This is a genomic window from Bifidobacterium gallicum DSM 20093 = LMG 11596 (genome assembly GCF_000741205.1).
GTDB classification, from domain to species: domain Bacteria; phylum Actinomycetota; class Actinomycetes; order Actinomycetales; family Bifidobacteriaceae; genus Bifidobacterium; species Bifidobacterium gallicum.
In genome coordinates this window covers 308,350-325,351 of the sequence record NZ_JGYW01000005.1, presented here as the reverse complement: position 1 = coordinate 325,351, position 17,002 = coordinate 308,350, and the positions used below count along the sequence as shown (strand labels likewise).

General features: G+C 56.9%; 11 protein-coding genes and 1 pseudogene. 8 read left to right on the top strand and 4 right to left on the bottom strand.

Going from position 1 to position 17,002, the window contains the following annotated elements; all coding sequences use genetic code 11:
* Positions 1–5: 5 nt before the first annotated feature.
* On the bottom strand, positions 6–1,523 hold the full coding sequence (locus tag BGLCM_RS05900; RefSeq protein ID WP_238548639.1) for an FAD-dependent oxidoreductase: 1,518 nt from the start codon (positions 1,521–1,523) through the stop codon (positions 6–8).
* A 158-nt stretch (positions 1,524–1,681) separates the two neighbouring features.
* The gene (locus BGLCM_RS05895) at positions 1,682–2,290 is read right to left on the bottom strand and encodes a DUF3043 domain-containing protein (RefSeq protein WP_044085043.1); all 609 of its coding nucleotides are present in this window, start codon (positions 2,288–2,290) and stop codon (positions 1,682–1,684) included.
* 197 nt (positions 2,291–2,487) lie between these two features.
* Here BGLCM_RS05895 and BGLCM_RS05890 point away from each other — a divergent pair, with 197 nt between their 5' ends.
* Positions 2,488–3,861, top strand: a complete 1,374-nt coding sequence (locus BGLCM_RS05890; RefSeq protein WP_006294764.1) for a dipeptidase — start codon at positions 2,488–2,490, stop codon at positions 3,859–3,861.
* A gap of 363 nt (positions 3,862–4,224) precedes the next feature.
* Positions 4,225–5,406, top strand: coding sequence for a sensor histidine kinase (locus BGLCM_RS05885; protein WP_148401526.1), 1,182 nt, complete (start codon positions 4,225–4,227; stop codon positions 5,404–5,406).
* A gap of 81 nt (positions 5,407–5,487) precedes the next feature.
* Here BGLCM_RS05885 and BGLCM_RS05880 read toward each other — a convergent pair whose 3' ends face one another.
* Entirely contained in the window at positions 5,488–6,159 is a 672-nt protein-coding gene (locus BGLCM_RS05880) for a response regulator (protein WP_162176553.1), read from the bottom strand.
* 1,114 nt (positions 6,160–7,273) lie between these two features.
* On the opposite strand from BGLCM_RS05880, the pseudogene BGLCM_RS05870 reads away from it, so the two are divergent.
* From BGLCM_RS05870 to BGLCM_RS08460, 3 genes and pseudogenes are all read left to right on the top strand, one after another.
* A pseudogene (locus tag BGLCM_RS05870) lies at positions 7,274–7,899 on the top strand (ECF transporter S component).
* A 253-nt stretch (positions 7,900–8,152) separates the two neighbouring features.
* A complete protein-coding gene (locus tag BGLCM_RS05865) occupies positions 8,153–10,870 on the top strand; it encodes an ATP-binding cassette domain-containing protein (RefSeq protein WP_044085133.1) in 2,718 nt (905 codons plus the stop codon).
* A gap of 88 nt (positions 10,871–10,958) precedes the next feature.
* Positions 10,959–11,363: a hypothetical protein gene (locus BGLCM_RS08460; RefSeq protein WP_148401525.1), complete on the top strand. Its 405-nt coding sequence runs from the start codon at positions 10,959–10,961 to the stop codon at positions 11,361–11,363.
* Positions 11,364–11,402: 39 nt separating this feature from the next.
* On the opposite strand, the gene BGLCM_RS05860 is transcribed toward BGLCM_RS08460, so the two are convergent.
* Entirely contained in the window at positions 11,403–12,050 is a 648-nt protein-coding gene (locus BGLCM_RS05860) for a helix-turn-helix transcriptional regulator (RefSeq protein WP_160268316.1), read from the bottom strand.
* Positions 12,051–12,300: 250 nt separating this feature from the next.
* On the opposite strand from BGLCM_RS05860, the gene BGLCM_RS05855 reads away from it, so the two are divergent.
* The 3 genes from BGLCM_RS05855 (at position 12,301) to pheT (ending at position 16,997) form a co-directional block, all read left to right on the top strand.
* On the top strand, positions 12,301–13,209 hold the full coding sequence (locus BGLCM_RS05855; protein WP_044085132.1) for a TrmH family RNA methyltransferase: 909 nt from the start codon (positions 12,301–12,303) through the stop codon (positions 13,207–13,209).
* A 118-nt stretch (positions 13,210–13,327) separates the two neighbouring features.
* Positions 13,328–14,383, top strand: a complete 1,056-nt coding sequence (gene pheS, locus BGLCM_RS05850; protein ID WP_420796157.1) for a phenylalanine--tRNA ligase subunit alpha — start codon at positions 13,328–13,330, stop codon at positions 14,381–14,383.
* A gap of 7 nt (positions 14,384–14,390) precedes the next feature.
* Complete coding sequence (gene pheT / locus BGLCM_RS05845) at positions 14,391–16,997, top strand: phenylalanine--tRNA ligase subunit beta (RefSeq protein WP_148401524.1); 2,607 nt, start codon at positions 14,391–14,393, stop codon at positions 16,995–16,997.
* Positions 16,998–17,002: the final 5 nt, after the last annotated feature.

Genomic DNA, 17,002 nt, shown 5'->3' with positions numbered 1-17,002 from the left:
GCATGTCAACGTGTGTTCAGAGGGCGGCCGTCGGCCTTGAGCAGTGCTTCGCCAAGCATTTCCGAGAATGTAGGATGCGGTTGGATCAACCGGGCGGCAGCATCCAAAGCGATGCTGTTGCCGATCAATTGCTCGGCTTGGCCGATCAATTCGCTGGCCAATGGTGCCACAATGTGCACGCCAAGCACCACCGTGCGATCAGGCATACCTGGCAAGCGGCCCGTCACGATGGAGAGCGATCCGCCGGCCTGTTCCATGACCATACGAGCATTGCCCATCACCGGGTAAATAGTCTCGCGCACCTCCAAGCATCCGTCCAGTTGCATGGCTTCGTCAGTTGTGCGACCAACGCTCGCGAATTCGGGAGTGGTAAACACCACTGATGGCACCGTGCGTTCATCAACAGCGGTCGGGTTCATCCCGGCTATGGATTCGGCCACCACGATACCTTGTTCAAACGCGCGATGGGCCAATTGTTTGCCTGGCGTGATGTCACCCACAGCCCAGACATGAGGGCGGTTTGTGCGGCCATGTTCGTCAGTGACCACAAGCCCAGCATCATCAAGCTCGATGCCCGCTTGACCAATCCATGCCGTATTCGGATCACGGCCAATGGCCACAAGCAGATAGTCGCCATCAATCGATGTCGTACGCGCAGTTCCGCCAACGTTGTCATCAATGGTCACGGTAACGTTCATGCCATCCGATGTCTGATTGGCTGCGGTGACATGCGCATGGTTGACTATCGTGATGCCGCGCCGTTTGAGTTCCCGTGTCAGCACCACGGCGGACCGCCGGTGCGCATGCGACAGTGGCGTATCGTGGCGCACGAGCAATGTGACGTCAGCACCCATGGCACGCCACATTGAAGCGAATTCCAATGCCACCGAACCAGCTCCCACGATGATTGCGCGTTGGGGCAGTGTCCCAAGTTCCAACGCGGCTGTGGAATCGAGGACTCGTCCGCCGAACGGCATACCGGGCAGCGCGCGTGGCCGACCACCCGTGGCCAACACCACATCGGTGGCATCGATGGAGACAGCGTCTCCAGCATCCTCGAGCGTGTCAAGGGACGCGCCGACGCGTACTTGCGATTCGTGGGGAGCCGGTGTCACGGTCACTGTGCCATCAGGGGCCAACCCCGCCGTACCATGCACGAGTGTGATATGGCGTGCGGCCAGCAGCCCTGCCAATCCGTTTGTCTCAGTGTCCACGGCATGCTGGCGGTATGCACCCAGCGCCGTGGCGTCGATGCTGGTGAGCTGCGCGTCAATACCCATACGAGCACCATCGTGAACGGCGTCGACTGTTCGGGACGCGGTGATCAGCGCCTTGGACGGGATGCAACCGCGCAGCAGACAGGTGCCACCTACGCGGCTGTCACGTTCAATCAGCATGACTGACAAACCCAGTTCGGCGGCACGTAACGCCGTGGCATAGCCGCCAGGGCCCGCGCCGATGATCGCGATGTCCGTTTTCATTGGTGAAGCGGTGGAAGATGTGAAATCGAATGGTGCTGTCATGCCAACCTCATTACCTGTGATTGAATGCGTCTGCCGTCATCGTGAACCCGGATGACATGTGGAGTGATGATACCGGCAGATAACAAAGATGGTCGTATGATGCTTCGATCATACGACCATGGGGAAGTATTGCGCTTGGAAAACTGGCGAGGTGCCGGTCAGTCCTTGGCCAGCGTGTTGTGTTCTTTGTACTCACTACGCTTGGCGTAGCGCGGCTTGGGCAGACGCCAACGGCGCAGCTGAATCGCGCGGCTCCACGCATAGGAACCTGAACGCATGCCGCGGGCCACGGATTGTTCGCCATATTTGGCAATCAGTTGACGCTTGAGTTTGCGCCACATCACGACCACGTCAATGATGATCACGAACAGATAGATGTACATGATGCTCATCATGATCAACGACACTGTGCCGTTGGGCCATACGACGGTGAACACGACCGAGCACAGCAGAATGATCAGTGCCACAGGAATGAAGTATTCGCCAATGTTGAATCGCGAATCAACATAGTCGCGGATATACACTCGCCATGGCAAGCGTTCGGCCTTGGGCATGTTGTTGATGTCACCTGTACGCATGGCTTCGTATTCACGATTCTCACGTTCACGTAAACGCTGCTTGGCGCGTTTGCGCTGTTCTTTGGTGTCCTGAGGCACCAGCGGACGCAAGTTTTGCGCTTGTGCTTCCTTGCGCTTGGGGGTGGGGCGTCCCTTTTTTTTGTGTATCGTGCGATGTGGTCTCGGCAGAGACTTTCTCGGTATCCTCATTCTTAGCAGCCATGCGTCTTAGCGTATGTGAACGGCGCGACGCAATGCGCGTGGTTTTCTGTGGTGTCATGATGCTCTTAGAATGGTGGCGTTTACGGCATTGGCAACGGTGGGACGCCTTGGTGTTGCATGGCGTTCCGTAAGTGAGGCAATGCATGCGAAGCAGGGCATGCGAGGTCGAAAGGTGAGAAATAGATATGGCTGCACTGGATGAAACACAGGTCAAGGCGAACGTGGCCGCGCAGTGGGACGGGCTCGTGGATTTGCTCAACCGCAAGATTGCGCTGCAATCAATATCGGCGCAGGGTATTGCGGGCGAACAGATGAAGCGTTCCGCACAGTTTGTGGCCGACGAGTTCCGCAAGGTGGGTGTGGACGCGCAAGTGGTGCAGGCTACGGGCGAAGACGGTGAACCGGGAGCATGGGAAGTGATCGGATCGCTGGAAGTCGATCCTGACCGGCCGACGGTGCTGCTGTATGCGCATCATGATGTGCAGCCCGTGCCCGGGCCGGAAGGTTGGACAACGCAACCGTTCGAAGGCACGGTGGTGGACGACCGCCTCTATGGCCGTGGGTCATGTGATGACGGCGGCGGCATTGTCATGCATGTGGGCGCGTTGCAAGCGCTGGGTGAAGCGTTGAACGTCAACATCAAATTGTTCATCGAAGGTGAGGAGGAGATGGGCTCGCCGAGCTTCATCCCATTCGTGCAAGCCCACAAGGACGAGTTTGACGCCGACGTAATCATCGTGGCTGATTCAGGCAACTGGGCACCTGAAATCCCGTCGTTGACCACCAGCCTGCGCGGCAACGCGACGTGTGACGTGCATGTCACAGTTCTCGAACATCCTGTGCATTCCGGGCAGTATGGCGGCCCGATCCTTGACGCGATCACGTTGGCCTCCATGTCGATCGCCTCATTGTATGACGAGAACGGTGATTTGGCGGTGCCGGGCATCGCTTCGCAGCAGCCGGTGGGCGGTTTGCAGCATGATGTGGAAGAAGCCTCGGTGCGTGCCGATTCAGGTGTGGTGCCGTCATATGAGTTGGCGGGCACGGGATCGCTGGCCGCAAGGTTGTGGACGAAGCCGAGCGCCACGGTCATCGGTTTTGATGCGCAGCCCGTGGAAGGCTCGTTCAATGTGATCGCTCCTGAAGCCACGTATCGATTGAGTGTGCGCACCGCTCCCGAGCAAGATCCGGTGGAAGTGCAGCAAGCGCTGAAAACATATCTGGAATCTCATGCGCCGTTTGGTGCCCAAGTCACGGTCACGCCACTTGAAGCTGGACGTGGTTGGGCCATGGATCCGAACGCCACAGCCACGAAGGACGCGTTGCAAGCCATGCGGCAGGCATTTGGCGTGGAGCCCATCAACATGGGTCAAGGCGGCTCGATTCCATTTATTCCCGAATTGCAGCGGCTGTTCCCGAACGCGCAGGTGTTGGTGACAGGTCCCGAAGACCCGCAATCGAATGCGCATAGCCCCAATGAGTCGGTCAGCTTGCCGGGCCTGGAAAAAAATGTGGTGGCTGAGGCATTGCTACTCAATGCCTTGGGGGAAATGCAATAAGGCAATGCGCTGCCGGTTGCGCAGCATGCTGGTAAGTCCATACAGCATGGCAACCGCAATGCCCATCATGGTCATGGAAACACTGACCATGATGGGCATTGTTGGATATGCACATCGCGCTTGTGATTGAATACGAATGAGTGTGTGAGCCACATCCTGGAGAGAAAACGTAGAAGAAAGAGAGAAGAACCATGAGCACGTTGGCTGCATTGATCGTGACGCCGCTGCTGATGATATCAGGTATTGCAGGGCCGGCGACGCCTGTGCGGCCGGGTATGCATGGAGCAGTTGGCATACCATCTTGCCAAGTTATTTGCTTGGATTGGATGCATGCTTTGGGCTGGTGCTAAGCAGGGTGTTGTCATGATGAATGGATTGTCGAAGAACACTCGTCAGACGGTTTGGCGTGACCATCCGCTGCGCCTTGACCACCCATTCCGTCTGTTGGTCATAGGCGTGGTGTTACTCATGTGCAGCATCAGTTGGGTGACATATCCGAGGGAGATTTCGCTAAGTGCATGGGTGGCAATGGGAGTGGGATACGTGCTTTCCTTGCTGGCATACTGGTATCCCGTGCATTGTTCATTAGCGCTCATTGTGCTCGTGAGCATTGGTGAATATGCCATTCCGGGATTTGATTTTTACGATAGTTGGTTCTTGTACCTAGCCATGCCATTGGTGGCGTATGAGACGACCAATACTTGGACGGTAGCGACATGGGCCTATTTGAGCCTGTTCATTGTTTCTGAACATCTGTTCAAACCATGGGGTATGTCGTTCAAAGGGGTTGTCGCGTACAGCTCATGCTTCATGCTGCTGGGCGTGGCTGGGGCAGGATTGCGATGGACGATGCAACGTACTGAGCAACTTCGCTCGGCGTTGCGTGCGCAATCACAATTGCGTGTGCTGGAGTTTAGCCAGCGCACGGCCCTGCAATTGCATGACCAGTTGTCGCAACGGTTGGCTGTCATATCGATGGCCGCGCAACACCATGTGCGCCAGCAGGATGGTGATAGTGAAGATTGGGCATTCGTCGATGAGACTAGCCGTGAAGCGTTGGAATCATTACGAACAATCATCGCATTGCTAGGAGAGCCTGCCAGGCAGAAAGATGAGGTGTTTCTCGAATTTGATGCGCAGTTGCGTCAGGAATTGAAAGATAGTGACGCCCTGCTGCACAACTATGGATTCCATGGTTCTTCCAAATTGGAATCACATCATGCTCCCGAAACGGTGCCTTCGTCCATTGGCACATTGTTGCTCATGACTGTGCATGAACTGTATACCAATATCACCAAACATGCTGATCCTGGTGTGAAGTATCGGATGCGTGTTCGCATCACGAGCAAATCCATGCAGATTGTCAGCATCAACGGCATACATCAGGATCAGGAGCGCGAACAGCCCAAATTGCCTGGGGGCAATGGTCTGACCACATTGACGAAAGCCATTCATGATATTGGTGGCACCGTCGAGCATCGCGTGCTTGATGATGGATTGTGGCAAGCCAATGTTGAACTGCCTTTGACCACGGAACATGCGTAGGGAACGGGCCGACATCAATGCTGATGCCATGTCAACGCCTTTCGTGGCGATGACATGGCATCAGTCATTTGTGGAACATTGTCAATGTTCTTCTTCAACATGCCACCTATGCGTGGCGTCAATGATGGGTGTCATTGGTGCTGATCCGACGCTCGGGGGGGGGGGGGGGGTATCTGGATTATAGGAAAATTCGATTGTGGATTTCTTGGTAAACGGCTGTTTACGGCGAATGTTTTGCAGATGCTTATGCACGGTGGCTACGGCGATATGCAATGTTTGAGCCACCGCTTCAGCGGAACCGGTATGGCGGTATTCGTCAATGACTTGTTGTTCACGAGGCGTCAACGGTTCCTGCTCGGATTGGATCAGAGCGTCGAACGCTTGTGCCGGAGTGGGGAAGCCGTCCATAGGTTGTCCTTGCACCACGGCACGCAGAGCCATGGCAACCTGTTCGATGTGCTCTTTATGCAGTAACCCCTGGCCTCCGGCATCAATGAATGATTGACGGTAGTCGTCCACCAGAAAGCTGGTGATGCCGAGCACGGGGGTGATGTTGTCGGCATAGCGCAATTGTGCGCAATATTCAACGCCGTTATGAATACCTAAAGCCATGTCCATGATGATGGCGTCAGCGCCATGGCATCGTTCCATGACGTTGCGTTCCTGACCGTCATAATGGTGAAACGTGGCGTGGGGAAAGAAATCACGCAATCCTCGAATCAAGTATTTTGCGCTCCATGCATCATCATCCATGACTACAAATGACCATGCTGTGGGGTCTGTCCAACTGTGTGAATCCTTTGTCGTTTGCATAGTATGCCTTCGATATTCACCATTGTTTTACACGTTTCGCGTTCATAATAATGCATATCACAGAACACGAATGCATATATTTCATAAACGTGAATAATATTGAATAACGCTTCGGGCATTGCTGTACGCATTGGCTGACGTGAGTGGTTTGGGAATCGTAGTGTGCAATGATACGGATTGCTCGGCTTGAATAAAAAAGGTGCTTCACCCTCCCCTAAGGGTGAAGCACACGCCAGCATTATGCTGATTGTTTGGTTGATTAGGCAAACCATCTACCACATATGTGGTAGATATTCGCGTGTTGCAATGAATTCGGCACCATAGCGCAATGCCCATTCGAAGAAAAGTATGCACATTGGCACGAAATGATTACCGCGTGAGCCCGTTGCATCCGCAACGTAGGCATATGAGGTGTGCTGTGCTAAGAACAGCCACACAACAATGGTAGTGCAGTTGCGAAAAGAACCCACGTTGGTCAACAATGAAACGCGCAGACGCGACACAACGTCCGATGGTGACGTCGGTGAGCGCGAGGGGAGAGCGAGATGGGCAAACGAAACGGGCGGCAAGTACCACGTCAGCGACGAACCACGGTTGAGTGTGCGCCAATCACAGTTGTTCCGCTTGTTCAAGCGTCGCTGACATATGGGCGTATTTGTGGGTATATGCATGGGCGTACGCATATGGCAAACCACAATAATTACGGTGAAGATGGCAAATAATCATTGAAGTTGGCAAAAAATGAGACATGCTTGCACCATGGTCATGCGCGTGCTTTAGAATCGTCAACCGACACGGGGGCTGGCCCTGCGCCTGTTGCGTTATAGCGACTCATATGCTGCAGTACAGCGGTATATTCGACGACTTGCGTAACTGGCATGCGGAACGCCGGCTGAGAAGGGAATGGTTCCCTGACCGATTGAACGTGAATCCGGATAATGCCGGCGCACGGACGTCGTTATCGCCCGTGCCTTAATACTGCGGGAGTTTGAATATGAACAATCATCAGAAACCCCATATTCAACCGCACAGCGAGAAAAGAAAGGCACAACCCATGACTTCTTCAACTTCTTCCACCATCACGGCCAAACCCCGTCTCAAGTGGCGTGTGGCCGATATCGCCGTGGCTTCGGTCATTGGAGTGGCCTCCGCATTGATCTACTGGGTCGTGGCCATCGCGTCGTCGGCACCATGGGGTGCGCTGGAAGCCGTGTTGCCCGGTATGGGCGGCCTGATTAACGGTTTGTGGCTGTTTGCCGGACCGCTGGCCGCCATCATTGTGCGTAAACCGGGTGCCGCGATTTACGCCGAAGTGATTGCCGGCATCCTGGAAGCGTTGCTCGGCAACCAGTGGGGTGGCGTTGGCACGGTGCTGATCGCCTTGGACAGGGTGTGGGCGCCGAACTGGCGTTCGCGTTGCTGCGCTACAGCAAATGGAACCTTGGTTCAATGTTGCTGTCCGGCGCATTGGCGGGCGTGGGGTCTTGGGGCTATTCGTTCTTCACGAACCTGCAGGCCATTGACGTGACGGGCCCCTATGGCATCACCTATCTGATCACTTCCGTGATTTCCGGCGCATTGGTGGCCGGCTTGGCCATGTGGTATCTGTTCCGCGCCATTGCGCGCACCGGCGCACTCGACAACTTCGCATCGGGCCGCGAACAGCGCGGCATGAACTGAAGCGGCTACTGATCACAGGGCACATTCAATGCGTTGGATGCGCCCTGTGTTACTCTGCGTATTACTCTGCCCAGTATCAAACCTACCCGGAGTCCTGCATATCATCAGAGCACTTCACACCATTCACGTCAAAGGATCCAGCGTGCCGCACCAACCATCGAACCAACACGATGTGAACGAATCAGCATCCCGGCCACAACCCCAAGCCCCTCCGCAACCAGCCGCCAGGCACCATGAGACTGAAGTCCCAGCCATCAGCTGGCACAACTGGGGGTACCGGCATGCCTCACGCACTGAGTTCGCCGTGCGCGGTTTGGACTTGCAGATTCAACCAGGCGAACGCGTGTTGTTGGTCGGTGCTTCCGGCATTGGCAAGTCCACAATTTTGGAAGGCGCCGCAGGCATTCTCGGTGATGACGCGGATCCGGCATCGGTTGGGGATGACGGCTCCTGTGAAAGTAAGGACCATGCCCCCGGTCACGAGCATGGGCAAGACCGTGAACTCAACGATGATGTGGCGCAGTCCGCCGTGGCTGACGCTGATGGCGGCATCACCGAAGGTCACATCACGATTTACGACAACGACGTGCATCAGGCCCACGGCGACGTCGGATTGGTGTTGCAAGATCCCGACGCGCAAGTCGTGTTTCAGCGTTTGGGCGACAACGTGGCGTTCGGCCCCGAAAACCTGGACGTGCCACGAGAAGAAATATGGCAGCGGGTGAATGAATCACTCCACGCCGTAGGCATGGAAGGCGTGCAACTGTCACGTTCAGTGCTGCATTTGTCCGGCGGCCAAATGCAACGCCTCGCCTTGGCCGGAGCGTTGGCCATGCAACCGCGCGTGCTACTGCTCGACGAACCGACCGCCAACCTCGACCCAGACGGCATCACCGAAGTCGTGGGCGCGGTCCAGCAAGTCCTCGACCGCACACACGCCACGATGGTACTCGTGGAACACCGTGCCGCCGCATGGGTCGACCTAATTGACCGCGTTGTGGTGCTCGGCCTTGAATCGGCAGACCATGACGACAAGCGCGTCACCCAACAAGGCTTCGATGAAGAAATCGACCGCGAAGGGTTCCGCCGCACCATCATCGTGGCCGACGGCACTCCAGAAGCCGTGTTCACCGACCGTTCGATTGATTTCGCCGAACTTGGCATCTGGGTGCCCGAACGCTACCGCCGTCCCGAAGACGTCATCACACCGTTCGCAACGTCCCCAGCTGCCGGCGAGACCACGGCATTAGCAGCCGACGCGCGTACCGAAACCAAGGAGCGCACCTCCAGCGAGCTACCCGTGCGCGACGGCGAACCCAAGGACGTGCACCCAGGTGACGTGGTATTGACCACCCAAGACCTCGCCATCGGCCGCAACGGCCAAGCCATCGCCGAACATATCAACCTCGAGTTCCGTGCCGGCGAAATCACCGCACTCGTTGGCGCCAACGGCGCCGGCAAATCCACACTCTCACTCACGCTGGCCGGCCTACTCGAACCCATCACCGGCGTCGTCCAAGCTTCAGACGCGTTAGCCAACGGTATCCCCGACGGCGGCACATGGCCCATCGACTGGTCAAGCCGCGAACTGGCCAGCCGCATTAGCTACGTGTTCCAAAACCCCGAACATCAATTCGCCTGCTCGAGCGTACTCGACGAAGTCATGCTCGGACCCATGCGCACCGGCACCGACGAACAGCAAGCGGGCGAACAAGCCATGCAACTGCTCACACGGTTCCACCTCGACCAATACGCCAACGTCAATCCCTACACGCTCTCAGGCGGAGAAAAACGACGCCTGACCGTAGCCGCCGCGCTCGCCTGCGCCCCAGGCGTGCTGATCTTGGACGAACCCACATTCGGACAAGACCGACGCACCTGGATGCAAATCGCACTGCTGATCGACTCGTTGCGCGCCGACGGCGTCAGCATCATCGTCGTCACACACGACCGCGACCTAGTCACGGCATTGGGTGCGCGCGTTGTGCAACTCGTGCCCGAATTCAGCACACCCGAATGGGAAACGGTACGCGATACCTCATCATCCGAATCATCCGACATGCCCGAAGCCGACAACGTTCATCAAGAACAGCTTCAACCAGTGATGACGGCAAACAATCAGCCGCAACAACTGGCATCCGCAAATCCGGTAAGCGTGTCGGTCAGCTCGGTCAACGACCGTTACGAGGAGCCAAAGGCTTCAAGCCGATCGCCGTTCCTGGCATCCCTCAATCCCGCCGCACGTTTGTTTGGCGCATTCCTCGTGTCACTGCCATTATTGTTGAGCCTGGATGTCGTCTCAGCCAGCGTGGCATTGGGTATTGAATTCGTAGCCCTGTGGTTGCTGGGCATCACACCATGGCGCGTAGTGCGTTCAACATGGCCGATTTTCATTGGCGCGCCCACCTCTGCTTTGGCTGTGCTGCTCTATGGCAAGAGCGGCGGTAACGTATGGTGGCAATGGGCTTGGATGAACGTCACCGACCGCTCCGCCACACTCGCGTTGGCCACATTCATGCGCATCCTGGCCATCGGCATTCCCGCCATCGTACTCGTGCTCGGCATCGACGCCACTGATCTGGCCGACTCGTTCAGCCAGATCTTGCACCTGCCCGACCGGTTCGTCTATGGAGGACTGGCCGGCATGCGTCTGTTCTCCGTGCTGCGCGATGACTGGTCCGCGCTGTCCGCATCACGCCGTTCACGCGGTTTGGGTGATGAGAACGCGTTCAAAGCGTTCTTCCCGCAAGCATTCGCACTGCTCGTGCTCTCGATCCGCCGCTCCACCATGCTGGCCACAGCCATGCTGGCCCGCGGGTTCGGCGGTTCCGGTCCGCGCTCGCACGCCCGCATTTCCCGTATGCACGCGCGTGATTACTGGTTCCTGGTTTGCTGTGTATTAATTCCTGTGGTCGCGCTCGTCACCGCCGCAACCACCGGTTCCTTCGCGTTCCTAGGTGAGCCGGAATAAATCCTATCAATTTAATGGGATGAAACTACAATGATATAAATGCCATATATTTTATATTCATCTATGGTGTATCGAGGTAGGGTTGGGTATGAAGAAATATGTGGCTGCAACATTAACTGTTGTGTGGTTTTGTGGGGTGTGTGGTTGCCAGTCTTCAGCTACACAAGACTCCTCACAAAAATTGGCTGTATCCCAGAAAGATTATGTGGCATTACTATTGCAACAAACCGATGGGCGCGCCCCGGACAGCGTGAAGGATACGCTGCAACGTGCATTGGACCACGAGGGGACAATTTCCCAACAGGATTACAACCAGGCGTGGCAGAACTTTTCCCAGTGCATAGTGGATTGCGGATATTCGCAACCTGTGCTGTTCACGTTGTCAAACGGCATGAAGGAACTGCCCCTATCAATGCTGCGCACATGCAACCTGAAGAACGTGACAAGTTGTTGCAAGAGGATGAAGCTGCCTGCATGGACCATGTCACGTTGATCCAATCCCTTGTCTGAAGGTGGTGGATTCCATTGTGGTTCAGGCGAGTTCGAGGTCGTAGTTGGAGGCGACGGTGCGCAGTTCAGTCAGATCGGCGACACCGAGTTTGCGACGAATGTTTTGCAGATGCTTGCGGGCGGTTTCCGGATGGATATGCAAGTCGCGGCCAATGGCTTTGGAATTGTTGCCGTATTGCATGAACAGGTGCAACACGGTGGCTTCGCGGGCGGAAAGATTGCGATGCAGTGTCCGGCGCTGCAACAGGTCATGGTGCGCTTGATATGGCTGAGTGAATCCGTGCATTACTCGATGTTGCGCCGTGGATGCCACAGCGGCAAGCAATTTTTTCGGTTCGTTTTTTGATACCAGTCCCTGGGCGCCGCATTGGCGCAGCACATGCTCATAACGATGTGCGGGATAACTCGTAATACCCAACAATGGGGTGTGGTCATTGAGTTTGCGGAATGCCGCACACAGTCCCGGACCGGTAAACAGGTCGAGTTCCATGCACGCCACCACAACATCATAGGAATCCTGGGCTATGCGACGGATCAGGTTGCTCTCACGCCCGGTATAACTATCAACTTGGGCATGCGGAAATGTTTTGTTGAGCAGATGAAGCAACATGTGCGCCGCGAACGCGTCATGTTCAATAAGCGCAATGCGCATGGCCATGGTGTCCGCCATACCCATGACTATCGCCCCCTCATGGCTTATGTGCGGCACCAAAGATTCCTGAAACGTACCGCGTGTGCAGTGTGTTCAACAGTCTATGCCCCCAGCATAGAGGGCGTAATGACACAAATCAATGATGTGCTCACGGTATTCCAAAAATGTGAACAACGATTTCTGGCTGCAAGCGACAGGTTCTAGAGAATAACGGCGCTCAACTCGTGGAACTCATGAGATAGGCGCATGCAACGATAGGATGGGCGCTATGCCTATGTATAACGAAGTGCTGCAATCAGCCAAGACGGAGCGGTTCAAGCGCATTATGGAATTGAGCAACCGCAAACGACGTGAAAAGGCCAACCGGTTCATTGTGGAAGGCCCGCAGGCTGTGCGCGAGCTGCTGCAGTGGATGCCTTCCGTGGTGCTCGACCTGTATGTGGCGGTGGATTCCACAGAGCCGGACGCGGCATTCATCAACCCGACCATTGGCCAATGCGCAGGGCTGGCCATGCAGGCGGGGGCGTATGTGCACAAGGCCACGGTAGAGGTCATGCATCATGTGAGCGGCGATTGCCAAGGTATCTTCGCCATTGCCGATTTGAACCAATGCCGTGAACTCATGACCGGCAATGAGCAAGCCGATGTCTTGGATGACGAGCAACTGGATCGAGGAACGGCACGTGCCCCACTCATCGCCGCGTTCTGGCAAGTGCGTGATCCCGGCAATGCGGGCACCGTGATTCGCAGCGCCGACGCGGCGGGCTGTGAATGTGTGGTGTTGGTGGGTGATTGCGTGGATGTGTTCAATCCCAAAGTGATTCGCAGCACCACGGGTTCACTGTTCCACCTGCCCATCTTGACCATGGATGAGAGCACGTTTGCACAGTGGTGCCACGAGCGGGGGATGACACTCGTTGCCGCTGACGTATATGGCACTAAGGAACGTTCGCCACGCACGTTGCCTGTGGTGTTGGCTCAACGCACTTTTGCCCAGCAGCCCACCTGTGTGCTGTTCGGCAATGAAGCGCGTGGACTTGAGACTGGCATGCTTGAACAGGCTGATGACATCGTGTCCATTCCGATCTACGGCAAGGCCGAATCGCTCAACTTGGCTACCAGCGCGTCGATCATGCTGATGAGTATGGCTATGTCGAGTCATGTTGAAACAATCTGATATCGGAAATCGTTGAAAAACAAGCAAAAACACGCCCCTCACAGCGTAACGGGACCACTGGCGCCCGGTGAGGTGAAGGGGGTGAAGCTTTATGGAAAGGGCTCTTGTGGCAGAACAGATGAGTTTCGATGCCGAAGCCGTGGCCGCTGCGGTTGCGGAAGGTATTGAGAAAATCGAACATGCCTCCACGATGGAGGAACTCAAGGCCATCAGAACACAGTATGCGGGTGCGCAGTCGGCCATGACGATGGCGAGCAAGGCCATCGGCGGTCTCGACAAAGACCAGAAGAAGGAAGCCGGCAAGCTCATGGGCAAGTTGCGCGCCGACTTTGGTCGTGCCTTCGGTACCAAAGAAGCCGTAGTCAAGCAGGCCGAAGAAGCCGCGGCCCTGGCTGCCGAAACCGTGGACATGACGCTGCCCGTCAAGCGCAAGCCGTTGGGCGCACGACACCCGCTACCCAAGCTCATGGAAGATGTTGAAGACTTCTTCGTGTCGATGGGCTGGCAGATTTCCGACGGACCGGAAGTGGAAACCGAATGGTTCGATTTTGACGCGCTCAACTTCGGTCCCGACCATCCTGCCCGCCAAATGCAAGACACGTTCTATATCAAAGGCAACCAGGCCAAGGACGCCGCGGGCTTCGTGGGTTCGAACATGGTGCTACGCACGCAGACGTCTTCGGACCAGGTGCGTGGGCTGATTGCGCATGGTGTGCCGCTCTATATTGCATGCCCTGGCCGCGTGTTCCGCACCGATGAACTTGATGCCACCCACACGCCAGTATTCCACCAGATCGAGGCGCTGGCAGTGGACAAGGGCCTGACGATGGCCGACCTGAAGGGCGTGCTCGACAAGCTGGCCGTGGCCATGTTCGGCCCGGAAGCCAAGACGCGTCTGCGTCCCAGCTACTTCCCATTCACCGAGCCTTCAGCTGAACTTGACCTGTGGTTCCCCGATAAGAAGGGCGGCGCCGGCTGGCTCGAATGGGGCGGCTGCGGCATGGTCAACCCGAACGTGCTGCGCTCGGCAGGCCTTGACCCGGACGAGTACACGGGCTTCGCATTCGGCGTGGGCGTGGAACGTACGCTGCTGTTGCGTTCCGATATCAACGACATGCACGACCTTGTGGAAGGCGACGTGCGATTCAGCGAACAGTTTGTGATGGGGGAGTGACACCGAAATGCCAATGGTAGATATTGATTGGCTGCGCGAACATGTGGACGTCGCGCAGGACCTGACTTACGACCAGCTGGCCAAGGATCTGGTGCGCGTCGGTCTGGAAGAAGAGGAAATCCACGATTCACAGGTCACCGGACCGATTGTTGTGGGCTACGTGGTCGATGCCACACCCGAACCGCAAAAGAACGGCAAAATCATCAACTGGTGCCATGTGGACGTTGGCGATGAATACAACGACGTTGATGAGAACGGCAACAAGGTGCCGCGCGGCATCATCTGTGGCGCGCCAAACATGGCCGCCGGTGAGAAAGTCGTCGTGACGTTGCCTGGTGCTGTGCTGCCAGGTGACTTCAAGATTGAACCACGCAAGACGTATGGTCACATTTCCGATGGCATGTGTGCGTCCGAACGTGAACTGGGATTGGGTGACAGCCATGACGGCATCATCCTGCTCAAGGATTACGGATTCACGCCTGAGGAATACGAGAATCTCAAACCTGGTGACGACCTGATGCATCTGCTGCATCTGGACCAGCCCGTGCTTGAGATCAACGTGACACCTGACCGCGGCTATGCGTTCTCTTACCGTGGTGTGGCCCGCGAGTACGCGGATTCAACCGGTGCCACGTTCACCGATCCTGTCAACGAACTCAACGACCAGGCTCCTGCCGCCACCGCCGGCACGGCTGATGCCGGCGATATTGACGTGATCATTGATGATGACGCGCCCATCCATGGCGTGGTGGGTTGCGACCGTTTCTATGCGCGCGCTGTGCGCGGCTACCAGCCCGGCAGCCCAACACCGAACTGGATGCGCCGCCGTTTGACGCGTGCGGGCATGCGCTCGATCTCGCTGCCGGTGGACGTGACAAACTATGTGATGCTGGATTTGGGCCAACCGCTGCACGCCTATGATCTGGACAAGATTGAACCGCCGATTGTGGTGCGTCGCGCCAAGGCTGGCGAGAAGCTGACGACGCTTGACGGCAAGGACCACGACTTGAGCGTAGAGGACTTGCTGATCACTGATTCGCCCAATGGCGAGCAGGGTTCACGTGTGCTCGGCATTGCCGGCGTCATGGGCGGTTTGTATGGCGAGGTTACGGCTGAAACCACGAACATCCTGATTGAAGCCGCGCATTTTGACCAGGTCACTGTGGCACGTTCGGCACGTCGCCACAAGATTCCGTCGGAAGCGTCGCGCCGTTTCGAACGCGGCGTCGACAACAAGCTGCAGCCCGCTGCCGCGCAGATGGCGGCCAGCCTGCTTGAACGTTATGGCAATGCGCAAGCATCAACCACGCCAGTTGACGTGAACAACGTGGACAACCGTCCGGCCATCGCGTTCAAAGCGTCGGAAGTGGCTCGTGTGGCCGGCCTTGACCTGCCGACCGAGACAATTGTCAAGAAGCTTGAGGATGTGGGTTGCGTGCTCACCGCTGAAGGTGATGACACATTCTTGGTTGAGGCGCCGTCATGGCGTCCTGATTTGACGGCTCCCTGCGATCTGGTTGAGGAAGTGGCCCGTCTCGTGGGCTACGACCAGATTCCGATTCACGTGCCACATGCGCCGGTTGAAGGCCATGTGGGATTGACCGCCGACCAGCTGCACAAGCGTCAGGTTGCTGATGAGCTCGCCGAGTATGGCATGGTGGAAGTATTGTCGTACCCGTTCGTGGGTGATGCTGATTTCAAGGCGTTCCAGTACGACCCCGAGCAGATTGCGCCCATCAGCGTGGAAATTGTCAACCCGCTGGCAGGCGACCGTCCCTATTTGCGTCGCTCGATTCTGCTGACGTTGGCGCAGACCGTGCAGCGCAATCTGCATCGTGGTCTTGACAATGTGAGCCTCTATGAGCTTGGCCATGTGTATTTGTGGGATCCGCAGGCGCCTGCCATTCCGGCATTGCCAGGCGGCGTACGCCCGACCGACGAGCAGTTGGCCGCGCTTGACGCCGGTTTGCCCGAGCAGCCGCTACACGTGGCAGGCATCCTGACCGGCAACGCTGAGGATGACGGCTGGCTGGGAGACCGTCGCGCTGTGGATTGGACCGACAGTGTGGAAGCAGTGCATCGCATTGCCGACCGCATCGGTGCCGCCATCGTGCTCGATCAGCCAACTGTGGCCGATGCTCCTGCCCAGTGGCATCCAGGCCGTGTGGCTTATGTGGTGGCCAACGGCCAGCAGGTGGGCATCGTGGGTGAATTGCATCCGCACGTCAACGAAGCGTTGGGCTTGCCTGCACATGCAGCCGCCTTTGAGCTCAACCTGACGGCATTGTTCGCCACGCTGAGCAACAAGCCTGTGCAAGCCAAGCCGATTTCCACGTTCCCGCCCGTCAAGCAGGACTTGGCATTCACTGTCGCCGATTCGGTGAGCGCTCACGACCTGCATGAAGCCATCGCGCGTGGCGCCGGCGACGTGCTCGAATCCATTGAGCTGTTCGACGTGTTCACGGGTGAACAGGTGGGTGAGGGCATGAAGTCCTTGGCTTACGCGGTCACGTTCCGCGCAGCGGATAAAACGCTGACGGGTGAGGATACTGAAGCGATTCGTGCGCGTATTGTCGAAGAAGCAGCAAAGCTCGGCGCGCAGCTGCGTGCGTAATAGGC